The sequence below is a fragment of the Novosphingobium olei genome (genome assembly GCF_037076535.1).
GTDB lineage: Bacteria > Pseudomonadota > Alphaproteobacteria > Sphingomonadales > Sphingomonadaceae > Novosphingobium > Novosphingobium olei.
The window spans coordinates 163,882-186,472 of record NZ_AP029021.1 but is presented as its reverse complement, the minus strand read 5'-3'; the positions used below and the strand labels follow the sequence as shown (position 1 = coordinate 186,472).

General features: G+C 66.0%; 21 protein-coding genes. 6 read left to right on the top strand and 15 right to left on the bottom strand.

The features are described 5' to 3' along the window. Positions 1–436: 436 nt before the first annotated feature. Positions 437–1,036 carry a hypothetical protein gene (locus AACH40_RS00920; RefSeq protein ID WP_338646237.1) on the bottom strand — a complete coding sequence of 200 codons (600 nt, stop codon included), beginning with the start codon at positions 1,034–1,036 and terminating at the stop codon, positions 437–439. Positions 1,037–1,055: 19 nt separating this feature from the next. Between AACH40_RS00920 and AACH40_RS00915 the strand changes: the two genes are divergently transcribed. Continuing rightward, the gene (locus tag AACH40_RS00915) at positions 1,056–1,139 is read left to right on the top strand and encodes a hypothetical protein (protein ID WP_240959987.1); all 84 of its coding nucleotides are present in this window, start codon (positions 1,056–1,058) and stop codon (positions 1,137–1,139) included. Between the two features lie 199 nt (positions 1,140–1,338). Here AACH40_RS00915 and acnA read toward each other — a convergent pair whose 3' ends face one another. Continuing rightward, a complete protein-coding gene (gene acnA, locus AACH40_RS00910) occupies positions 1,339–4,011 on the bottom strand; it encodes an aconitate hydratase AcnA (RefSeq protein ID WP_338643830.1) in 2,673 nt (890 codons plus the stop codon). A gap of 365 nt (positions 4,012–4,376) precedes the next feature. Between acnA and AACH40_RS00905 the strand changes: the two genes are divergently transcribed. Continuing rightward, entirely contained in the window at positions 4,377–4,547 is a 171-nt protein-coding gene (locus AACH40_RS00905; protein WP_169494757.1) for a hypothetical protein, read from the top strand. Positions 4,548–4,578: 31 nt separating this feature from the next. Here the strand turns inward: AACH40_RS00905 and AACH40_RS00900 are convergent, their stop codons facing one another. Next, on the bottom strand, positions 4,579–5,475 hold the full coding sequence (locus tag AACH40_RS00900; protein WP_338643829.1) for a DMT family transporter: 897 nt from the start codon (positions 5,473–5,475) through the stop codon (positions 4,579–4,581). A gap of 217 nt (positions 5,476–5,692) precedes the next feature. Here AACH40_RS00900 and AACH40_RS00895 point away from each other — a divergent pair, with 217 nt between their 5' ends. Continuing rightward, entirely contained in the window at positions 5,693–7,123 is a 1,431-nt protein-coding gene (locus AACH40_RS00895) for a L,D-transpeptidase family protein (RefSeq protein WP_338643828.1), read from the top strand. 58 nt (positions 7,124–7,181) lie between these two features. On the opposite strand, the gene AACH40_RS00890 is transcribed toward AACH40_RS00895, so the two are convergent. The 10 genes from AACH40_RS00890 to AACH40_RS00845 form a co-directional block, all read right to left on the bottom strand. Further along, complete coding sequence (locus AACH40_RS00890; RefSeq protein ID WP_338643827.1) at positions 7,182–7,799, bottom strand: murein L,D-transpeptidase catalytic domain-containing protein; 618 nt, start codon at positions 7,797–7,799, stop codon at positions 7,182–7,184. Between the two features lie 48 nt (positions 7,800–7,847). After that, a complete protein-coding gene (locus AACH40_RS00885) occupies positions 7,848–8,351 on the bottom strand; it encodes a GNAT family N-acetyltransferase (protein ID WP_338643826.1) in 504 nt (167 codons plus the stop codon). After that, positions 8,348–9,268, bottom strand: coding sequence for an EamA family transporter (locus tag AACH40_RS00880; protein ID WP_338643825.1), 921 nt, complete (start codon positions 9,266–9,268; stop codon positions 8,348–8,350). The genes AACH40_RS00885 and AACH40_RS00880 overlap by 4 nt, the downstream gene beginning before the upstream one ends. Positions 9,269–9,308: 40 nt before the next feature. Further along, positions 9,309–10,313, bottom strand: a complete 1,005-nt coding sequence (locus tag AACH40_RS00875; protein WP_338643824.1) for an amidohydrolase family protein — start codon at positions 10,311–10,313, stop codon at positions 9,309–9,311. Further along, a complete protein-coding gene (ispG, locus tag AACH40_RS00870; protein WP_169494762.1) occupies positions 10,313–11,440 on the bottom strand; it encodes a flavodoxin-dependent (E)-4-hydroxy-3-methylbut-2-enyl-diphosphate synthase in 1,128 nt (375 codons plus the stop codon). Before ispG ends, AACH40_RS00875 begins: the two co-directional genes overlap by 1 nt. A gap of 9 nt (positions 11,441–11,449) precedes the next feature. Beyond that, positions 11,450–12,016, bottom strand: a complete 567-nt coding sequence (locus AACH40_RS00865) for a GNAT family N-acetyltransferase (RefSeq protein ID WP_338643823.1) — start codon at positions 12,014–12,016, stop codon at positions 11,450–11,452. Between the two features lie 58 nt (positions 12,017–12,074). Then, positions 12,075–12,500, bottom strand: coding sequence for a hypothetical protein (locus tag AACH40_RS00860; protein WP_338643822.1), 426 nt, complete (start codon positions 12,498–12,500; stop codon positions 12,075–12,077). A gap of 91 nt (positions 12,501–12,591) precedes the next feature. After that, positions 12,592–13,047 (bottom strand): GFA family protein, encoded by a 456-nt coding sequence (locus AACH40_RS00855; RefSeq protein WP_338643821.1) that lies wholly within the window; start codon positions 13,045–13,047, stop codon positions 12,592–12,594. Between the two features lie 25 nt (positions 13,048–13,072). Continuing rightward, positions 13,073–14,503, bottom strand: a complete 1,431-nt coding sequence (gene tldD, locus AACH40_RS00850; RefSeq protein WP_338643820.1) for a metalloprotease TldD — start codon at positions 14,501–14,503, stop codon at positions 13,073–13,075. 76 nt (positions 14,504–14,579) lie between these two features. Further along, entirely contained in the window at positions 14,580–14,807 is a 228-nt protein-coding gene (locus AACH40_RS00845) for a zinc-finger domain-containing protein (protein ID WP_169494766.1), read from the bottom strand. Between the two features lie 111 nt (positions 14,808–14,918). On the opposite strand from AACH40_RS00845, the gene AACH40_RS00840 reads away from it, so the two are divergent. Both AACH40_RS00840 and nadB read left to right on the top strand, forming a co-directional pair. Beyond that, positions 14,919–15,857 (top strand): ABC transporter ATP-binding protein, encoded by a 939-nt coding sequence (locus AACH40_RS00840; RefSeq protein ID WP_338643819.1) that lies wholly within the window; start codon positions 14,919–14,921, stop codon positions 15,855–15,857. A 374-nt stretch (positions 15,858–16,231) separates the two neighbouring features. Further along, a complete protein-coding gene (gene nadB / locus AACH40_RS00835) occupies positions 16,232–17,815 on the top strand; it encodes an L-aspartate oxidase (protein ID WP_338643818.1) in 1,584 nt (527 codons plus the stop codon). An 18-nt stretch (positions 17,816–17,833) separates the two neighbouring features. On the opposite strand, the gene AACH40_RS00830 is transcribed toward nadB, so the two are convergent. After that, positions 17,834–19,090, bottom strand: coding sequence for a glycosyltransferase (locus AACH40_RS00830; RefSeq protein WP_338643817.1), 1,257 nt, complete (start codon positions 19,088–19,090; stop codon positions 17,834–17,836). A 416-nt stretch (positions 19,091–19,506) separates the two neighbouring features. Further along, on the bottom strand, positions 19,507–19,755 hold the full coding sequence (locus AACH40_RS00825) for a GlsB/YeaQ/YmgE family stress response membrane protein (protein ID WP_169494770.1): 249 nt from the start codon (positions 19,753–19,755) through the stop codon (positions 19,507–19,509). A gap of 671 nt (positions 19,756–20,426) precedes the next feature. Between AACH40_RS00825 and AACH40_RS00820 the strand changes: the two genes are divergently transcribed. Further along, positions 20,427–22,343: a ribonucleoside-diphosphate reductase subunit alpha gene (locus AACH40_RS00820; protein WP_240959992.1), complete on the top strand. Its 1,917-nt coding sequence runs from the start codon at positions 20,427–20,429 to the stop codon at positions 22,341–22,343. The last annotated feature ends 248 nt before the right edge of the window (positions 22,344–22,591 follow it).

Below are 22,591 nucleotides of genomic sequence, written 5' to 3'. Positions count from 1 at the left end.
CAAGTTCCATCGCGGGACAGAGTTAAGTTATGCCTGCGCAAAGGGGGCGAAAGACCCCCTCGGACCGCAGCTATTCTGGTTAACAGCCTTGCCCGAATCCCGGCGGTTTGCATTTGTTCAGTACCTCGGTAGGCGGGCGCGGACCGGACGCCCGATACTTTGCAGCGAAAGCGTGTAGCATGTCTGTTCGGATGGCATTGGCGAAGCTGGCGGCCTGCGCGGCCGGTGGGGCTGTCCTTGGCGGCGGCGCGGTCCACGTTGCAGAGGCGCCCTCGGCGTCCGAGATCCACCATATCAAGCCGATCAAGACCAAGAAGATCGCAACCCGCAAGAAGGCGCGTCGCCTTGCCCCGCGCCGGATCCACCGTCCGCGCAAGCTGGTGAAGTCGATCGCGGTCAAGCCCGACCCGGTCCAGACCGCGATGGTCCCCGTCCCCTACATGGCCCCGCTTCCGCCCGCCGCGGTTGGCGGTAGCGGTGGCGGACAGGTCCCGATCGTAATCGGCGGCAGTTCTGGCGGCGGCTTTGGCGGCGGTTTCTTCGGCGGATTCTTCGGCGCGAGCGGCGGTGGCGGCAGCGTCGTCGTGTCGTCGACCAGCACCGGCTCCACGTCCAGCTCTACCTCTGGCGGTTCGACCTCCAGCTCTACTTCGGGCGGATCGACATCGAGCTCTACCTCGAGCTCGACGTCAGGTTCCTCCTCGACGTCCAGCTCGAGCTCCAGCTCCGGCGGCGCCACTTCCACCTCGACCTCGTCGGGCAACATGAGCACGACCACTTCGACGTCTTCCGGTGCGACCAGCACGTCGACCTCGTCGGGTGCAACATCGACCTCGTCGGGCGCCACGTCGACATCATCCGGCGCAACGTCCACCTCCTCGGGGAACATGGGCAGCACTTCGACATCGTCGAGCACCAGCAGCAGCACCAGTTCGTCCACGTCGTCCAGCACGAGTTCGGGTGCCAGCACCAGCACCAGCTCCGGCGTCACGCCGCCTCCACCTCCGCCTCCCCCGCCGCCCACCAGCAGCGGCACCGAAGTTCCCGAACCTTCGATGGTGATCCTGTTCGGCCTTGCCGCCGCGGCTCTCGTCGGTCGTCGCCGCCTTGCCGTGCGGGCGGCCTATCGATCGGCCTGACACCAAAAGTTCCTGCCCTCCTCCAGTGGGCATATTCGGAAAGGGCGGCTTCGGGGGGAGCCGCCCTTTCTTGTTTGCGCGCTCTCCACCCTGATCGAAGCGAGCACGAGACGCCCGAAATCGGCATTGGACCAGCCGCAAAAGAAAAAGGGCGGCCCGTTGCCGGACCGCCCCCTTTGCCTTTCTCTGGCGCTGCCGGTCAGGCGGCGAGCTTGCGCAGCACGTAGTGCAGGATGCCGCCGTTCATGAAGTATTCGACTTCGTTCGCGGTATCGATGCGGCACAGCGCGGTGAAGGTGAACTTCGAGCCATCCTTGCGGGTGACTTCGACTTCCACGTCCTGGCGCGGCTTCAGGTTGGCCACGCCCTTGATGGTATAGGTGTCGTCACCGGTAAGGCCCTGCGAGGTGCGGCTTTCGCCGTCCTTGAACTGCAGCGGCAGCACGCCCATGCCGACCAGGTTCGAGCGGTGGATGCGCTCGAAGCTCTCGACGATCACGGCGCGAACGCCGAGCAGGTTGGTGCCCTTGGCCGCCCAGTCGCGCGAAGAGCCGGTGCCGTATTCCTTGCCCGCGATCACGACCGTCGGCGTGCCGTCGGCCTTGTGCTTCATGGCAACGTCGTAAACCGCACCGACTTCGTCGCCATAGCGCGAGAAGCCGCCTTCGATGCCTGGAACCATCTCGTTCTTGATGCGGATGTTGGCGAAGGTGCCACGCATCATCACTTCGTGGTGGCCGCGGCGCGCGCCGTAGGAGTTGAAGTCCGCCTTGGCGACCTGGTGCTCCATCAGCCACTGGCCGGCGGGGCTGTCGGCCTTGATCGAACCAGCCGGCGAGATGTGGTCGGTGGTGATCGAATCGCCGAGGATCAGCAGGGGCTTCGCCTCGATGATGTCGCTGACCGGTGCCGGGGTCATCGTCATGCCCTCGAAGTACGGCGGGTTGGCGACGTAGGTCGAACCGGCGCGCCACGAGTAGGTCTCCGAACCCGTGACGTCGATCGCCTGCCAGTGCGCGTCACCCTTGTAGACGTCGGCATAGCGGGCCTGGAACATGGCGCGGTCCATGCAGCCGGCCATCGTGGTGTAGACTTCCTCGTTGGTCGGCCAGATGTCCTTGAGGAACACGTCCTTGCCGTCCTTGCCCTTGCCGATCGGGGTCGAGACGAAGTCTTCGATCACCGTGCCCTTGAGCGCGTAGGCGACGACCAGCGGCGGGCTGGCAAGGAAGTTGGCGCGAACGTCGGGCGAAACGCGCCCTTCGAAGTTGCGGTTGCCCGAGATCACCGCCGCGGCGACAAGGCCGTTCTCGTTGATCGCCTTGCTGATCGGTTCGGCCAGCGGCCCCGAATTGCCGATGCAGGTGGTGCAGCCATAGCCGACGAGGTTGAAGCCAACCGCGTCGAGGTGTTCCTGCAGGCCCGCCTTGTTGAGGTAGTCGGTCACCACCTGCGATCCCGGCGCCAGCGAGGTCTTGACCCAGGGCTTGGGCTTGAGGCCCAGCTCGTTGGCCTTCTTGGCAACGAGGCCCGCGGCAACCAGCACGCCCGGGTTCGAGGTGTTGGTGCAGCTGGTGATCGCGGCGATGGTCACGTCGCCGTCACCGATGTCGAAGTCCTTGCCTTCCACCGGAACGCGCTGCTGCGCCTTCTTGTAGGTGTTGGCCATGTCGGCGTTGAACACGTCGTCGACTTCGGGAAGCGACACGCGGTCCTGCGGGCGCTTGGGGCCGGCCAGCGACGGCACTACGGTCGACAGGTCGAGTTCCAGCGTCGAGGAGAAGATCGGCTCGACCGAGGGGTCAATCCAGAAGCCCTGCTCCTTGGCATAGGCTTCGACGAGCGCGATCTGCGATTCCTCGCGGCCGGTCAGGCGCATGTAGTCGAGCGTCTTGTCGTCGATGCCGAAGAAGCCGCAGGTCGCGCCATATTCGGGCGCCATGTTGGCCAGCGTGGCGCGGTCGGCCAGCGTCAGCGCGGCAAGGCCCGGACCGTAGTATTCGACGAAGCGGCCGACGACGCCGTGCTTGCGCAGCAGGTTGGTGCAGGTCAGCACGAGGTCGGTGGCGGTAACGCCTTCGTTGAGCTGGCCAATGAACTTGAAGCCGACCACTTCGGGGATCAGCATCGAAACGGGCTGGCCGAGCATCGCCGCTTCGGCCTCGATCCCGCCGACGCCCCAGCCGAGCACGCCAAGACCGTTGACCATGGTGGTGTGGCTGTCGGTGCCGACGCAGGTGTCGGGATAGGCGACCGCCTGGCCGTTCTGGTCCACGCTGGTCCACACCGCCTGGGCGATGTTTTCAAGGTTCACCTGGTGGCAGATGCCTGTGCCCGGCGGCACGGCGTAGAAGTTGTTGAGCGACTTGGAGCCCCACTTGAGGAAGTCGTAGCGCTCCATGTTGCGCTGGTATTCGATCTCCATGTTCTCTTCGAACGCCTTGGGATGACCGAATTCGTCCACCATAACGGAGTGGTCGATGACAAGGTTGACGGGGACCAGCGGATTGATCTTGCTGGTGTCGCCGCCAAGGTTCGCGATCGCATCGCGCATCGCGGCCAGGTCGACCACGCAGGGCACGCCGGTGAAGTCCTGCAGCAGCACGCGCGCGGGGCGGTACTGGATTTCCTGGCTCGATTCGCTGGGGTTCTTCTGCCAGTCGACAATCGCCTTCACGTCGTCGGTCGAAACGGTGAAGCCGCCGTCCTCGAAGCGCAGCAGGTTCTCGAGCAGGACCTTCATCGAGAAGGGCAGGCGCGAAACGTCGCCGAACTTGGCGGCCGCCTTCTTCAGCGAATAGTAGGCGAAGTCCTTGCCGCCCACGGAAAGCGTGGAGCGGGTGCCGAGCGTGTCCTGTCCGACTTGGGTCATGGCGAGTCGTTGTCCCTCGTTGTGGATGGCATTCCTGCCGTCCGCTGGGGAACGGCCACCTGCAGCGAGGCAGCGCGAACGGCGGACAGGGCAGCCGGAAAACGAGGAGCGCCCTGCGCGCTTAGCGCGCTTGCGTCAAGGGGCGGAAAATGCCGGAATTGCGCCTTTGCACGGCGAAAACGAAGATGCTGCAAATCATTAGCAACAAGCACCCCGGAAAGGGGGCTCCGTGCCTTCTTGCAGGTCACTTGAGCAGAACTCGTGCATGCGTAGCGATCTTGTATTTATCTGTAACGGATTTGTCGTATCATGCGGCTCCGGCCTTACCCTGACCGGAGAGGATAGGCCCATTGAAAGGGCAAGACATGACCGGAAACATTGGTCGACACCGCCGCCCGCACGCTGGCGAGAACAGCCCGCCATCGCGCGCGCCGGCTTCGGGCGACAACACCCTGCAAGCCATTCTGGCCGCGATGACGGCGGCCCTGATTTCGGGCGGATTGTGGGCGCTGCTGCACAGCCAGCTGCCCTACTGAGCCCACCCGTCCGGCTCCGCTGATCCGATCATCAGACCGGTTCGATGTGCACGGCCTGACGGCGCGTGGCGAACAGGCACCCAGCCACGATCAGCGTGACACCGGCGAGCGTGCGCAGCGTGACCGGTTCGGCAAAGGCGATCCACCCGACCAGCGCTGCCCAGATGAACGCGGTGTATTCCAGCGGCACCAGCACTTGCGCCTCGGCTCGTGCATAGGCCCAGCCCAGCAGCATCAGCGAAGCCATCGCCAGCACGGCCGCCGCCGCGATCACACCCCAGATGGCCAGCGAAGGCCAGGGCGCGAGGAATGCCGCGCCCGGCGCCAGGAACAGGAACCCGAACGCCGCCTGGAAGAACGCGATTTCCTCGGGCGCGGCCATCTGCGCCTGCCGCCGCTGCAGCACCAGGTTCCAGGCGTAGAGCACCGCCGAGGCGAGGATCGCCACCAGCCCGACCACGCCATCGTGCGTGTAGTTGCCACCGAACTTGCCCGCAGCGATCACGCCGACCCCGGCCAATGCCAGCACCGACCCGCCGACCGCCCGGCGACTGACCGTTTCCCCCAGCAGCAGCGCCGCAAGATAGAGCGCGATCAGCGGGGCGATGAACGACAGCGCCATCGCCTCGGCCATCGGCGTGCGCACCAGGCCATAGAAGAACGTCACCGCCATCACCACCGCGACGAAGCCGCGCAGGACATGGACCTTCATCACCGCGCGCGTCGGCCAGCCGGTGGTGCCGGCCCGCCGCCGCTGGTGCCACCGCAGCGGCGCCATGATCGCTGATCCCACCAGCCCGCGCCAGAACATCGCGCCGTAGGGTCCGACCGCAATCGAGGCGGCCTTCATCACGCCGTCCATCGCGCCGAACAGCGACAATCCCAGCAATGTCACCAGGATCGGCAGGAAATGGACATGGCGGCGCATCGCAGGGGCTTAGCGGTGCGGACTGCGACGAGAAAGTGCCGGATGAAACTTGTGCACCAACCCGGAACCTGCGCACGTGCACAACGATTCAGGATGCAGACAGGCGCGCTGCTTGATTGCGGCAGAGGCATCAGGCAGGACTCGCCGGGCGACTGCCACCGGCGGCCAGAAAGAGGGCCGCGTCTTGCTCCGGGCCAGGACAACAGGGAAACTGAACATGCGCTTTTTCGATCGAACCTGCCTCTCCAGCCTTCTGGGTGCGAGTCTCGTCGCAGGTTCGCTCGCCGCGACGCCGGTTCTGGCGCGCCAGCCCGAAGGCCCGGTGGACCTGACCGCGCAGGCCCAACCGGCGAAGCCCGCGCCCGCCAAGCCCGCGCCCACAAAGCCTGCCCCGGCCACGCCCGCGCCTTCCGCCGCCGCGCCTTCTCCGCTGGCGGTTCCGTCGACCTCCGCCACGCCTGTGGTCGAAGAGCCTGACACACTGCCGGTCGCGCACTGGACGCTGGCCGATGCGCAAAGCCTGCTCGCCACCATTCGCGGCATCGGCGCCGAAGGCCTGTTCGCCCGCGATTACGAGCCGGCCAACCTCGCCGCGGCGATCAAGGTCGGCGAAGGCGATGCGCTCGACCAGCTCGCCAGCCGCCTGTTCGTGTGGCTCGCCGAGGACCTGCGCGACGGGCGCACCCCGATGACCGCGCGCGTGCAGTGGTTCGCGGTCGATCCCGATCAGGACAACCACCCGAATTCCCAGCTTCTGGCGCAGGCGACCGAGACGCATGACATCAAGGGCGTGCTTGCCGGCCTTTCGCCCAAGCATCCCGATTATGCCCTGCTCAAGGACATGCTGTCCAAGACCAAGGACCCCAAGCAGATCGCGATGATCCGCGCCAACATGGATCGCTGGCGCTGGCTGGGTCAGGATCTGGGCCTGCAGTACCTGATCATCAACGTGCCCGAGCAGGAGCTGCGGCTCACGGTCAACAACCAGATCATCCGCACCTACCGCGCGATCGTCGGCAAGCCGGGCCGGACCGCCACCCCGCAGCTTGCCGAGCAGGTCAAGAACGTGGTGTTCAACCCAACGTGGACCGTCCCGCAGTCGATCGTCGTCGGCGAAGGGCTTGGCGCGCGGCTGATCGGCAATCCCCGTCAGGCGGCGCGCGAAGGCTATGTCGCCACCAAGAACGCCGACGGCACGATCACCGTCGTCCAGCAGCCGGGCGAAAACAACGCGCTCGGCCGGGTGAAGCTCGACATGCCCAACGAGCACGCGATCTACATCCACGATACGCCGAGCCGCCAGCTGTTCGCCCAGCCGCAGCGCGCGCTGAGCCACGGCTGCATCCGCGCCGAACGCGCGACCGAGCTCGCCATGACCATGGCGATCCTCGGCGCCGACCTGCCGCCCGAAACCGCGGTCGAATACAACTTGTCGGGCAAGTACACCAAGGTGCCGATGACCAAGCCCTGGGCGGTCTACATCACTTACTTCACCGTCGCGCGCGACGTGAACGGCGTGATGCGCAGCTTCGCCGATCTTTACGGCCGCGACCCGGCGGTCATCGCCAGCTTCGCCAAGCCGCGTGAACTGCACACCAGCCAGCGAAAGAGCAACGAAGCCGTGATCAAGCTGGACAATCCGCTCTGAGCGGTGCCGCTCTAAGCTGGGCGAGCAATGGCGTGGGCGCGCGGGGAAATCCGCGCGCTCAGTAAATCCCCAGCCGGTCGGCAAAGATCAGGCGTCCGCCCGACAGGTGCCACAGCGCCTCGTTGAAGTCGGCATCGCCCATGGCGAAGCAGCCATCGCTGCGGCCGAGCTTGCCCCACTTCTCGATCGCCGAGGCGTTGGCGTACCACGCCGGGTGCAGCACGATCGCGCGGTTGAGCACGTTCGAATTGTCGGCATCCATCCCGCCCAGCCGGATTGAGGTGCCGTACTTTCCGTAATACCATTCGTAGGTGATGTAAGCCCCGCGCGACGTCGCAAGGCTGTTGGGCTCGTTCGAGAACCACTTGAGCATCCCGTCGTGCTCCGGGTCCGACCCCTTGCCATGGGCGACGAGGAACGAACGCACCTCACCCTTTTCAAGGTCCGCGAAATGGAAGCGCGGCATGCTGGAAGGCAGGCCGAAATCGGCCACGCCGACCAGATCGGTTCGCCACAGCGAGCCGCGGTATTGCTCCAGCCGATCCTTGGCGACGCCCAGGATGCGCCGGTCGCGCTCGCTGGCGGTTGCGGCCTGCGCGAACACGCGCGTGGGCAGCGCCGCTGCCAGCGCGGCAAGCCCTGCGCCTTTCAACACGTCTCGTCTGTCGCGCTTCATCGCCCCGTCCATAGCAGTGCCGATCCTGCCGCAGCCTGAACGCGCGGCCTAGGCCTTTTCTGCAAGGGTTGCCGCACCTGCGCCCAGTTGCGCCAGCGCCGCCCCGTCGACGCGCATCACGGTCCATTCGTCCATGAAGCGCGCGCCCAAGGCCTTGTAGAAGCCGATCGACGGCTCGTTCCAGTCGAGCACCGACCATTCGAGCCGCGCGCAGTCGCGCTCCACCGCCAGCGCGGCAAGGTGCGAAAGCAGCGCCTTGCCAAGGCCGCTGCCGCGCGCCTCGGGCCGCACGAACAGGTCTTCGAGATAGATCCCCGGCTTGCCTTCGAAGGTCGAGAAATTGTGGAAGAACAGGGCAAAGCCCTGCGCCACCCCGTCGATCTCGCCGATCACCACTTCGGCAAAGGGCCGCGCGCCGAACAGCTTTTCGGCCAGAACCGCCTCGTCGAAGCGCACTTCACCGGCCAGCTTTTCATACTCGGCCAGCGCGCGGATCAGTTCGGCGATTAGGCCGGTGTCGCCGCGCGTTGCCGTCCGTATCGAAAGCGTCATCGTGTCTTCCCCGTCTGCATCATCGTTTTCAGGCGCGGCCACAGCATGCCCAGCGCAAGCCCCGCCATGACCAGCGCGAAGGCCACCAGCTTCCAGGTCTGCAGCGCCTCACCCAGCACCAGCGCCGATGCGCCAAGCCCGAACACCGGCACCAGCAGCGCCAGCGGCGCGACTTGCGCGGCCGGATGCCTGCCCAGCAGCCAGCCCCACGCGGCGTAGCCGAACATCGTGTTGCCGACCGATTGCCACAGCACCGCGCCCCAGGTCCAGCCATCGGCCGCCGCGATCCCGCGCGCCATCGCCGCCGGCCCTTCGAGCAGAAGCGCAAAGCCGAGCAGCGGCGGCACCGCGAACAGCGCCGACCAGACGACATAGGAAAGCATGTTGAGTTTCGGGTCATGCTGGCCGGCCGCCCTTGCCACCATGTTGCCGCCCGACCAGCTCAACGCCGCGGCCAGCACCAGCACCAGCCCCAGCGGCGTCGCGCTGCCGTCGGTGTGGGTCAGGATCACCGCAAGGCCCGCCGTCGCCAGCAGCAGCGCCGCCACTTGCGCCAGCGCAACGCGTTCGCCGGTCAGCCGCATCGACAGGCCGATCGTGAAGAACACCTGCACCTGCACCACCAGGCTGGCGAGCCCCGGCGTGATCTGCCCGCGCATCGCCGTGAACAGCAGCCCGAACTGCCCCGCGCCGATCAGCACGCCATAGAACGCCAGGTTGCGCCACGGCACCTTCGGCCGCGGCAGTACCAGCGCGAGCGGGAAGAACACCAGCACGAAGCGAAGCATCGCCAGCGTCAGCGGCGGCAGATGCGCGAGCGCCAGCTTGATGACGACGAAGTTCGTCCCCCACACCGCCATGACGGCAAGCGCGAGCAGCAGGTGAAGAGCGGGAAGGCCGTGGCGTGAAGGGGTCAAGGGCAGGTCCGGTTGGCCCCCGGCGAAATCCGGCAAAGGCCTACATCGCCGCGTGGCGGGCCATCGTCGCTGCGTCAAGCCGCAGGAAGCGCGCGGCGTTATTGTAGAAGATGTCGCGCTTCTGCGCCCTGGTCAGGAACGGCGCACTTTCGACCGCCTCGATCGCCTTGCCGATCGCTTCTGGCCAGACCATCTGGTCCGAACCGAACATGATCCGCTTGGCAAAGCCCGCGTCGACCAGTGCCTTGAGATAGGCGTGGAAGGTGGCGCGCGGCTGCGTCCAGTCGATCACCCCCAGATCCACATAGACCTGCGGATGGCTGTAGAGCAGCGCGATCATGTCATCGCGCATGGGAAAGCCCGCGTGCATCACGTTCAGCCGCAGCTTGGGGTGGCGCAGCAGCACCTCCTCCAGCAGCAGCGGGCTCGACAGCCGCGCACGGTAGCCCGAGCCGGGAAGGTAGCCGACGCCCGGCGGCCCAGGGCCCACGTGGATCGATACCGGCAGGTCTTCCTTTTCGGCGAAGGCCCAGATCCTCTCCGCGCGCGGATCGTCCGGCGCGACGCCATCGTACTGCAGGCCAAGCTCGCCGATCGCCATGGCCTCGCCCTGCGCATGAAGCGCGGCGAATTCCTGCTCGAAGCCAGCGGCCAGCGGCCAGTCGGGGATGAGGCTGGGGATCAGCCGCGCGGGCGCGGCCTTGCGCCACCGGTCGACAACCGCCTTGGGACCGGAGACGAGCCCGATGACATTGTACTTTTCAAGCTGCGAGATCGAGCGCGTCATCACCTCGTCGTCGGTCTTCGGCGAAACGATGGGATCGCTGCACCCCGCCCCCTGGAACAGCGTGCCGAAGTTCTCCATCGGGGCGTGCGCCGGGTCCCACACCGGCATGGTGATGGGGCTGCACAGCGCCAGCGGCGGCGGGCCCTGCTGGTCCGCCGCCAGCGCGTGCAGGTGCATGTCGATGATCGGCTCGCGCGCCTCGGCCCGGCCTGCCAGCACTGCCACCAGCGCCAGCACGGCCGCCCCGGCGCGCAGCATCACTCCGCCGCCTCGGTCACTGCGTCGGACGCGGCCTCGATCTCGGCGGCCTTGGCCTCCACCAGCGCGACGATGTGGTCGAGCATCTCTTCGGACTGCACATGGTGGTCGGTCACGCCCGACAGGTAGACCATGTGCTTGCCGTTGCCGCCGCCGGTCACGCCGATATCGGTCTCGCGCGCTTCGCCCGGACCATTGACCACGCAGCCCAGCACCGACAGCGAGATCGGCGTCTTGATATGGGTCAGCCGCTTTTCCAGCGCTTCCACCGTGCGGATCACGTCGAAGCCCTGCCGCGCGCAGCTGGGGCACGAAACCACGCGCACGCCGCGGGTGCGCAGCCCCAGTGCCTTGAGGATCTCGAAGCCGACGCGCACTTCCTCTTCCGGCTCGGCCGAAAGCGAAACGCGCAGCGTGTCGCCGATGCCCGCCCACAGCAGGTTGCCGATCCCGATCGAGGACTTGACCGTGCCGCCGATCAGCCCGCCCGCCTCGGTGATGCCAAGGTGCAGCGGACAGTCTACCGCTTCGGCAAGCCCCATGTAGGCGCTCACGGCCAGGAACACGTCGCTGGCCTTCACCGCCACCTTGTATTCGTGGAAATCGTGGTCCTGCAGCAGCTTGATGTGATCGAGCGCAGATTCCACCAGCGCCTCGGGGCACGGCTCGCCGTACTTTTCCAGCAGATCCTTCTCTAGGCTGCCGGCGTTCACGCCGATGCGAATGGCGCAGCCGTTGGCCTTGGCCGCGCGCACCACTTCGGCCACGCGCTCGTTCGAACCGATGTTGCCCGGATTGATGCGCAGGCACGCCGCGCCCGCATCGGCGGCTTCCAGCGCGCGCTTGTAGTGGAAGTGGATGTCGGCAACCAGCGGCACGCGGGCCGCCTTGACGATCTTGCCGAACGCAGCGGTGCTCTCCACGTCGGGGCACGAAACGCGGATGATGTCGGCGCCCGCCTCCTCGCAGCGACGGATCTGGTCGATCGTCGCGACCGCATCGCTGGTGGGCGTGTTGGTCATGGTCTGGACGGTAATCGGGGCATCGCCGCCGACGGGGACCGAACCGACCATGATCTGGCGGCTCTTGCGACGCTCTATCGTGCGCCAGGGACGGATCGAAGACATGGGCTGGTCCTATACCTGCGCCGCGTCGGCAAGGCTACCGCCAGCGCCATCAATCTTGGATGTCATCTTTCGGGCATAGAGAAACTCGGGATCGCAATGATTGCCGACCCAGAATTCGATGTCCGCGATCTTGGCAAAGCCATAGCGGTGGTAGAACCGCTGCGCCTCGACGTTTTCGCTGTAGACGGTCAGCTGCACTTCGTCCGCGCCTTCCAGCGCCGCCTGCGCCAGGGCCCAGTCCATCAGCCGCTTGCCCAGCCCGCCCCCGATCCGCGCCGGGTCGGTGTAGAGCTGCTTCAGTTCCAGCGGACGAGCCGCATCGCTGTACCCTTCCGACAGCGTGCTGCTCAGCACCAGCTTGCAGAACGCGATCAGTGCGCCGTCTTCCTCGATCACTGCGATGCGCATGCCGTGATCGGCGATCTCGGAAGCGACCTTGGCGTCACTGTGCGCCTGGCCCAGGAAAGTCGCGAAATCCTCGGGCTTGTAGAGGTGGACGAACTTGGCGGTCACCGCGCGCCGGCCAAGGTCGGCGAGCGCAGTGGCATCGGCTGGAGAAGCGAGACGGAGAATCATGGCTCCCGTCTAGCTCTCCTGCCGATCGCTTGCCAGCGCAACGGTCGCTATGCGGCGCTTACTGCGCCGCCGCGACCTTCACCTTCTTGTACGGCACGAACTTGTCCAGCCCGACGAAACCCCGCCAGAAGCCGCCCACGCGGTCGCGCAGCTGAACGGTGTCGACGCTGCACAGCTGCGATCCGGTCAGTCGCGTGACGAGGATGTCATCGTCGTCGAGCGATTCGGCGCCCGTCTTCGGCCGCTGCACGTAAAGCGTGCTGCCCGTGTCATAGACGATCGCGGTCTTGTTGATCACGCGGGCCGAGGAAACCGCCGGGTTATAGATGCAGTCGACCGGCTCGCCCGCGACCCGCCCCTCGAGCAGCTTGGCAAGCTGCTGCTCGCCGGTCAGCCGGGGTTTCGCCTCGGCCGAAACGCCGCCTGCCAGAACCATTGCGCCTGCCGCAAGGGCAAGCCCCATATTGCGTGCTGTCTTCGCCATGATTCGCGTTTCCTTCTGCGTTCGATCTTCGATCGATATTGCCTTGCGCCTGAACGGGTGCTGACCGGCAGGATGATCACCGCGCCCTGCCTCATGGTGCCTCGCCACGGGCGAGCGCCGCCCATTCGTCGTCGGCCGGCTGCGTATCGAAGGCGATTGCGCCGGCCGGCAGCGCGATCCATGGCTGCTTGTCGCGCACCCACACATGGAAGGCAGGGACCAGCCCCGCACTGTCGTCTCGCGTGCCCGCGCGGATCGTCGGCCACTCCGGGCGGCGTTCGTTCACGGTGTAGAGCCGCGTCAGGCAGAACGGGCAGGCATGGTGCGTCACCCGCGCTCCGCTCACCGCCAGCACCGTGCCCGAGATCGTCTCGCCATCGACGACAAGATCGGACGCGGCGACCTGCTGGTTCAACGCAAAGGCCGATCCCTGCCGGGACTGGCAGCCGGTGCAGTGGCAGGCATAGGGGCGCAAGCCGACGTCGATGGCGGTATAGCGCACCGCGCCGCAGCCGCATCCGCCGGTGATGACCTGCCCCTGCGCCACGGCATCCTCCTCCACCCCTGCCCGATCAGGCGGTGCCGCCCACGGTCAGCCCTTCGACCAGCAGCGTCGGCTGCCCCACGCCCGCCGGCACCGACTGCCCGCCCTTGCCGCAGATGCCGACGCCTTCGTCCAGCGCCATGTCGTTGCCGATCCCAGTCACGCGGGTCAGCACGGTCGGCCCGTCGCCGATCAGCGTCGCGCCCTTGATCGGCGCGCCGAGCTTGCCGTTCTCCACGCGGTAGGCCTCGGTGCAGGAAAACACGAACTTGCCGCTGGTGATGTCCACCTGCCCGCCGCCGAAGCTCTTGGCATAGATGCCGTTCTTCACGCGGGACAGCAGCTCGGCCGGATCGTCGTTGCCGCCGCGCATGAAGGTGTTGGTCATCCGCGGCATCGGCGCGTGGGCATAGCTTTCGCGGCGACCGTTGCCGGTCGGCTCCACGCCCATCAGCCGCGCGTTAAGCCGATCCTGGATATAGCCTTTCAGGATGCCGTCCTCGATCAGGATGTTCTCCTGCGTCGGCGTGCCTTCGTCGTCGATCGAGAGCGAGCCGCGCCGCCCCTGCCCGTTCACGCCGAGCAGCGACCCGTCGTCGATCACGGTCACGCCCGGCGCGGCCACGCGCTGGCCGATGCGGCCCGAAAACGCGCTGGTGCCCTTGCGGTTGAAATCGCCTTCCAGCCCGTGGCCCACCGCTTCGTGCAGCAGCACGCCGGGCCAGCCGGGACCGACCAGCACGGTCATCTCGCCCGCCGGGGCCGCCACCGATTCCAGGTTCACCAGCGCCTGCGCCAGCGCGCTGTCGATGGCCCGGTTCCACGTCTCGGGCGCGAACAGGTCGTCGTAAAGCCGCCGCCCGCCGATCCCGAACGTGCCCGTCTCGCGCCGCCCGTTGTGCTCGGCCACGATCGACACGTTCAATCGCACCAGCGGCCGCACGTCGTGCGCGACGAAACCGTCGGCGCGCACGATCTCCACCACCGACCAGCTCGCCGAAAGCGAGGCCGACACTTGCGCCACGCGCGGATCGCGAGCCCGCGCGGCGGCATCGATGGTCTCGAGCAGGCGGACCTTGGCCTCGAACGGCACGGCATCGAGCGGCGAGGCATCGGTATAGAGATGGCGGTTGTGCCCGCGGGGCGGCGGCGCCGCCTGCCCCTTGGCCGGATCGAGCAGCGCCAGCGTCTCGCCCGCCCGCGCGATGGCGGCCGCGGAAATCTCGTTGGCATGGGCAAAGCCGGTCATCTCGCCCGAAACGCCGCGCAGGCCGAAGCCCGCGTCGCGCGAATAGTCTGCGGTCTTGAGCCGCCCGTCATCGAAGCCGAAGCTTTCGGACGCGATGAACTGGAGATAGAGCTCGCCGTCGTCGCACGCCTTGAGCGTGTCGCGCGCAAGGCGCAGCGCATCGTCGGGGGTGAGCAGGCCAGGGCGATAGAGCAGCGAGCGGGTATCCATCGCCCCGATATAGGCGCGTTCGCTGTCCCTTGCTACTGCACCCGCGTCACTACGGGCGCAGGCTCACGCCGAACGCTTATTCCGGATTGATGTCGCCGGGCGAAACTTCGTGGATGCCGGCCTCGGCCGGGCCGCCCTTCAGCACGAAGCGGCGGTCGCAGTAACCGCACTCGGCAAAGCCCTTCTCGTCGATTTCCATGTAGACGCGCGGGTGGCCCAGCGCGCTGCCGCCGCGAATGTCGGTCGCGCCATCGCACCATACGCGGGTGGAGTCGGTGAAGATCGTCTCGGGAGCCTTGATCATGGCCTCGCGCGCTAGCAAAACCGCGTGCAGGCGACAAGCGGGCCCGTGATGCTAGGCCGTCACCCTAGTTGCCCCTTTACCTTGTCCTTTCGCGCAGGCAGGGAGAACGCCATGACCACCCCGCCCGCCATCCAGATCCGCGATCTCGTCAAGCGTTACGCCCCCACCGGCAAGGCCCCGGGCAAGCTCGCGCTCGACGGGGTCAGCTTCGATGTGCCGCAAGGCCAGATCTTCGGCCTGCTCGGCCCCAACGGCGCAGGCAAGTCCACGCTGATCAACACGCTCGCCGGGCTCGTGATGAAATCATCGGGCCATGTCGAGATCTGGGGGCACGACATCGATCGCCACTCGCGCAACGCGAAGGCCTCGATCGGCATCGTGCCGCAGGAAATCGTGTTCGACCCCTTCTTCACGCCCGTGGAAGTGCTCGACATCCAGGCCGGGCTCTATGGCGTGCCCAAGGCGCAGCGCCGCTCGATGGACCTGCTGCGCGCTGTGCATCTTACCGACAAGGCCGATGCTTATGCCCGCTCGCTTTCGGGGGGCATGAAGCGCCGTCTGCTGGTGGCCAAGGCGATGGTCCACAGCCCGCCGGTGCTGGTGCTCGACGAGCCGACCGCCGGCGTGGACGTCGAACTGCGCCGCCAGTTGTGGGAACTCGTGGTCAAGCTGAACCGCGAGGAAGGCGTCACCGTCGTCCTTACCACGCACTACCTCGAAGAGGCCGAGGAACTGTGCGACCGCATCGCGATCATCAACCACGGCAAGCTGATCACCAACAAGCCGACGCGCGAACTGGTCGATATGGCGCGCGAAAAGATCGTCGTTCTGACGGTCGATCGGGACGTTTCCGCTGCACCGCAACATCCTGCGTTCCTGAAAAGCACGGTCGCTGGCGAGCGCACGGTCGAAATCACCTACGACAAGGACCGGATGAACGCCGGGCAGGTCCTCGCGCTTGTGCAGGACCAGGGCTACGCGATTGCCGACGTGTCCACGCGCGAAGCGGATCTCGAGGATGTGTTCGTTCGCCTCACCACCGCCGGGTGATCGGCCAAGTTACTGAACGGGGCTGACTTCTTCCTTGTCGGCGCGCCAGCCGCCGCGCGGGCGGCGGCGAATGCCCGCGCCGCAGTGGCGGCAGTGCGAGACATACGACAGCCCATCCCACGAGATCCGATCCCGCTGGGGCCGATGCCGGTTGAAAAGGCAAAGCAGTCTACCGAACATTGCTTTTCAAAACCTGCGCTGGAGTCGGCATACCTTACCCCGGATGCTGCGACTGCGAAATGAAAAATACGTAATGTCCGCAGTTTATTGATTTTCGGACATTAAGCATGTTGCCCCTGTGAACCGTCTTTTCAAACTGCGGCCACGGGCGCAAAGGGCAGGTCCTGCCCATCTGCTAGCGGAGCCGCGCGGTTTTGACCCAACATGACGTCCTGATCATCGGCTCCGGCGCCGCCGGCCTTACAGCAGCCCTTGTCCTCGCCGAACGCTGCAAAGTGCTCGTGCTGGCCAAGGGGGCGCTCGATGGCGGCTCGACCAACTGGGCCCAGGGCGGCATCGCCGCCGTGCTCGACGAAGGCGATACTTTCGACAACCACATTCGCGACACGATGATCGCCGGCGCCGGGCTCAACCGCCGCGAAACGGTCGAATTCGTCGTCGAACACGCCCCGCAGGCGATTGCCCGCCTCGCCGAACTCGGCGTGCCCTTCAACGCCGAACAGGGCAGCCTGCACCTTACCCGCGAAGGGGGCCATTCGCACCGCCGCATCGTCCACGTCGACGATGCCACCGGCGCTGCCGTGCAGAAGGCGCTGCTCAAGGCGGCGACCGATCATCCCAACATCACCCTGCTGCCGGGCCATGCCTGCATCGACCTGATCACCGGCCGCCACGAAGCCGCGCGCTATTCGGGCTCGGGCCGCGTGTGGGGCGTCTACGCGCTCGACGAAAGCACCGGCCGGGTCGAAGCCTACACCGCGCGCGCCACGATCCTGGCGACCGGCGGCGCGGGCCGCGTCTATCAGTTCAGCACCGCCCCGCGCGGCGCCACCGGCGATGGCATCGCCATGGCCTGGCGGGCGGGCGCGCGCATCTCCAACATGGAGATGATGCAGTTCCACCCGACCTGCCTCTACAACCTCGACGTCAAGAACTTCCTCATCACCGAGGCGGTGCGCGGCGAAGGCGGGCGGCTGGTCAATCCGCGCACCGGCAAGCGCTTCATGACCTTCTACGATCCCGAACGGCTCGAACTCGCCCCGCGCGATGTCGTCGCCCGCGCGATCGATTCCGAAATCAAGAAGTTCGGGCTCGACTACGTTCACCTCGACATCAGCCACATGCCGGCCGATTTCGTGCGTGGCCACTTCCCCAACATCTACGAACGCCTGCTCGGCCTTGGCATCGACATGACGCGCCAGCCGATCCCGGTGGTGCCCGCCCAGCACTACACCTGCGGCGGCATCCTCATCGATCTCGCCGGCCGCACCGACCTGCCCGGCCTATATGCCGCGGGCGAATGCACCGAAAGCGGGCTGCACGGCGCCAACCGCCTCGCATCGAATTCGCTGCTCGAATGCTTCGTGTTCGGCGATGCCGCCGCGCGCGACATCCTGGCGCGCTGGGACAGCTTCGATGCGCCGCCCGCCGTGCGGCCGTGGGATGAAAGCCGCGTGACCGATTCCGACGAGGAAGTCGTCATCAAGCAGAACTGGACCGAAATCCGCCGCTTCATGTGGAACTACGTGGGCATCGTGCGCACCAACAAGCGGCTCGAACGCGCCGCGCATCGCATCAAGCTGCTGTTCGACGAAGTGAACGACTACTACGGCCACTTCCGCGTCTCGACCGACCTGATCGAGCTGCGCAACCTGCTGCAGAGCGCCGAACTCATCGTCCGCTCGGCCCGCGCGCGGCACGAAAGCCGGGGCCTGCACTACAATCTCGATTATCCGGAAACGGCCGAAAAGCCCGTCGACACCGTGCTGGTGCCCTGATCGCGCCCTAGGAGGGGTTCAGGTGTTGGCGTGGCGATGTCCCGCCAGCGTGCGCGCCGCGCTGCGCAGCGTGGTGTCCTCGGCAAAGGTGCCGCCGGCGGATTCGCAGATGAACAGTTCGATCCGCTCGCGCAGCCCCGGCGTCTCGGGCTCGAGCAGGTATTGCACCGCATCGGCCAGCCGTCCCACGTCGGCAAAGGTCGCCCGCTTGCGCGTTTCCTCGACCATGCCGCGCCAGCGCGCCTCGTCCTCGGCCATGGCGCACATCGCGCGGGTGATCGCCTCGATGCTGCTCGCCTCGACCACGTAGCCGTTGACGAGATTGCGCACCAGCGCATCGCTCGCGCCCACCGCGCTCGAAACGATCGCGGGCAGCCCCAGGCTCGCCGCCTCGTTGACGACCAGCCCCCACTGCTCGATGTGGCTGACCAGCACCAGCGCCAGCGCGCCGCTCATCCGCCGGGCCACCTCCTCGCTGCCGAGGAAGCCGGTGAAATCGACCAGCCCCACGATGTCGAGTTCGGCGATCAGCGCGCGCAGCTGGCTTTCCTTCGGCCCCGCGCCGATCAGCACCAGCCGCCGCACCGGCGCCTTGGTCCGCGCGACATAGCCGGCATAGGCGCGCACCAGCGACGTCAGGTTCTTCTTGGGCACGAAGCGACCGGCAAACACGAACGGGCGGTCCTCGTAGGCAACCTGCGCCGTCTCCACCAGCGCGCCGGCCTGCCGCTCGACCCGCTCGCAGCTGACCACGTCGTAGCCCGGCACCACCGCCTGCCGCGCGATGCCCAGCGACCGGACATAGTGCAGCGCCCGCCCGCCCGAAACGATCGCCGCCGAATAGGGCAGCAGGATCAGGCGCTTGAGCACTTCGACCACGACATTGCGCTGGGCATCGTCATGCTTGGAATCGGTCATCATCACCACGCGGCGGCCGAACAGGCGCAGCAGCCAGGACGTCACGATCACGTAAGGGTCGCTGTAGGGAATGCCGATGAACACCGTCTGGCATCCCCACAGGGCTCCCAGCAGCGCCCTGGTGCGCTTGAAGAACGACAGCGATTCCAGCTCTGCGCCGGGGAACAGCGTCTGCTTGCGGGCAAAGCCCAGGGGCCGCGAGGCGGGCCAGGAATAGGTCTGCGACCCCGTCGCCACTTCGACCGCGAGCACGTCGTAGCGCTCGCCGAGACGCTGCCCGATCGCGTCGCAGCGGTCGCAGTGATAGTCCGCGAACTGGCTCCAGACGATGCCGAAGCGCGCCTTACGTGGCATCATTGGTTTCACCATACCGCACCGCAGCAGACATAGCTTTGCAGCCTAAAATGGGAAGTCCGCGAAAGTTATATGAGAATTAATTTTCGTTCATGACAGTTTGCTGCCAACTGTTGGCACGGCTGGTCGCACGTTACTGGAATCTTAGGAGACACTTCGCTCCAAAATAAGACGCAACAATTGCCTTATCCGGACCGAAGCGGATAATTTCCTTATCGAATGTTCTGCGATAAACTTGACTATAGTTTAGATTGAACTCGGCCTCGGCAACTTGGTCATTGCCATGTCGATCATGCCGACCGGCGATGAACCTCGGCTTGCCGGTCTTCGTGCGCCAGCGCGTGGACGCCACGCACCCGCTTGGCACGCCACCATGCAGACAAGGCCCCCGCCGCCCCCGGGGCAGGCGCCCCTTGGTCTCAGAGATGCCGGCCGAGGAAGATCAGCACCACCGCCCCGATCACCGAAGCGAGGCAGCCGGCGCGGCTCACGCCATCGCCGAACGTGCTCTTGTCGCGCCAGCTGGCGAACAGCCCCGCCACCAGCGAACCGCCGATGCCGAGCAGGATCGTCTTGAGCAGCCCCATCTCGACCGCGCCGGGATAGACGAACCGGGCGAGCGCGCCGACGACAAGGCCGGTCACGAGTATCGACAGGATATTGAGCATCTGCGCTTGCACCTTCTGCAGGGCGTCCAGGCCCGAGCCGTCCCATAACGATTTTCCACAGGTCCCGTGCCGGGCGCAAATTTATTTTACGTAATCCACATCCCCCCTTGAACAGGGCCTCGCCCCACGCGTCGCTGCACTGCACAATGGCTGTCACTGCGATGAAACGAATCGTAACTGCGACGAAACGAATCGCCCTTCAGGCCATCCCCCCCTTGTGTCTCAAGATGGTTGAGGCACTATGGATAGTGGTTGAACCGGTGGGGGACCTCTAGACCTTGTTTGAAGCGGACGGGCACTGTAAAGTGCGCGGCAGCCCTCTGCGCCCTCCGCGCGACAAGTCGCAGGTCCCCCGCCGGATACCTATATCGGTTGGGCAACCCGGAACTCTCGTTCCAGTTATGTTCCAATCGGTGTAGGATCGGGCCAGCCCCGATTCGACCGGGCCAGTCAGAAGCGCTTGCGGTTCGCCGCTTCGCCTTCGGGACAGCAGGATCATGAAAACGGCCTCGCGCTCTCGCGCCGGGCCCGCGAAGCGGGGGTTGCAGGTGGATTTCAGGACTGGGGACGGCTCCGTGACGACACAGGATGAACTGGGTTTCGATAGCGGCACGGATGGCGGCACCGCCACGCTCGCGCCCGAAGCCCCGAACGAGGCGCAGGCAATCGGCATGGGTACCAAGGATCAGGGCAGCGATACCCTGCTCGCAGGCATGACGGCGGCCATGGCGGCCACCGTTGCCGCGGCGGCGGCCCCTGCGGCCAAGGTCGATTCCAAGACCGTCCAGCCGCGCCGCTTCTCGATCGCCACCGATGCCTCTCGCGATGCGCTGCTGACCGCGTTCGGCAAGGACACGCTCGACGACCGCTACCTGCTGCCCGGTGAAAAGTACCAGGACCTGTTCGCCCGCGTCGCCGATGCCTATGCCGACGATCAGGGCCACGCCCAGCGGCTCTACGACTACATCTCGAAGCTGTGGTTCATGCCGGCAACGCCCGTCCTCTCGAACGGCGGCACGGGCCGTGGCCTGCCCATCTCGTGCTACCTGAACTCGGTCGAAGACAGCCTCGAAGGCATCGTCGGCACCTGGAACGAAAACGTCTGGCTCGCCTCGCGCGGCGGCGGCATCGGCACCTACTGGGGCCAGGTGCGCGGCATCGGCGAATCCGTCGGCCTCAACGGCAAGACCAGCGGCATCATCCCCTTCGTGCGCGTGATGGACAGCCTCACCCTCGCGATCAGCCAGGGTTCGCTGCGCCGTGGTTCGGCGGCGTGCTACCTCGACGTGTCGCACCCGGAAATCGAGGAGTTCCTCGAAATCCGCAAGCCTTCGGGCGATTTCAACCGCAAGGCGCTGAACCTGCACCACGGCGTGCTGCTGACCGACGAATTCATGGAAGCCGTCCGCGATGGCGCCGAATTCGCGCTGCGCAGCCCCAAGGACGGCTCTGTGCGCGGCAAGGTCGATGCGCGCAGCCTGTTCCAGAAGCTGGTCGAAACCCGCCTCGCCACGGGCGAGCCCTACATCGTGTTCAACGACACGGTGAACCGCACGATGCCCAAGCATCACCGCGATCTGGGCCTCAAGGTCTCGACCTCGAACCTGTGCTCGGAAATCACCCTGCCTACGGGGCGCGACCACTTGGGCAACGATCGCACTGCGGTGTGCTGCCTCTCGTCGCTCAACCTCGAAACCTGGGACGAATGGAACGGCGACAAGCAGTTCATCGAAGACGTCCTGCGCTTCCTCGACAACGTCCTGCAGGACTACATCGACCGGGCCCCCGAAGAGATGGCCCGCGCCCGCTATTCCGCGATGCGCGAACGCAGCGTCGGCATGGGCGTGATGGGCTTCCACTCGTTCCTGCAGAAGAAGGGCATCGCTTTCGAGAGCGCCATGGCCAAGGCCTGGAACCTCAAGATGTTCAAGCACATCGCCGCCAAGGCCGATGAAGCGTCGCTGCTGCTGGCGCAGGAACGCGGCCCCTGCCCGGATGCGGCCGACATGGGCGTGATGCAGCGCTTCTCGTGCAAGATGGCGATCGCGCCCACCGCGTCGATCTCGATCATTTGCGGCGGCACCAGCGCCTGCATCGAACCGATCCCGGCCAACATCTACACGCACAAGACGCTGTCCGGCTCGTTCGTGGTCAAGAACGAGTACCTCGAAAAGCTGCTGCAGGAAAAGTCGAAGGATTCCACCAACGTGTGGAACTCGATCCTCGAACGCGGCGGCTCGGTCCAGCACCTCGACTTCCTCAGCCCGGAAGAAAAGGCGATCTACAAGACCAGCTTCGAAATCGATCAGCGCTGGCTGCTCGAATTCGCGGCCGACCGCACCCCGTTCATCGACCAGGCGCAGTCGCTCAACCTCTACATCCCGGCAGACGTCGACAAGTGGGACCTGCTGATGCTCCACTTCCAGGCGTGGGAAAAGGGCATCAAGTCGCTCTACTACCTCCGCTCGAAGTCGGTCCAGCGCGCAGGGTTCGCCGGTGGCGTCGAAGCCGACAACACCGCCGAAGCGCCCAAGATCGAACTCAGCGCCGGCCCGACCGACTACGAGGAATGCCTCGCCTGCCAGTGAGTTAGGCTTGTAGCTGTGGAAAAGTGACCACTTGCGATAGCCGTCGATTCGTCGGCGGCTGTCGCAAGAGATATTTAGGTGTTTGCTTCGATTCGATTGAAGAGAAGCAAAAAGGGGAAGGCAGTCTTTCGACAACCTTCCCCGGCAAGCTGAACGACGGTGTCGACGAGCAGCCCGCTTGGCAGCTCCTGACTCGCACGGACCGTCGTTTTGGTCAACCTGATCCGATTGGATTCAGGGCGGAAGGT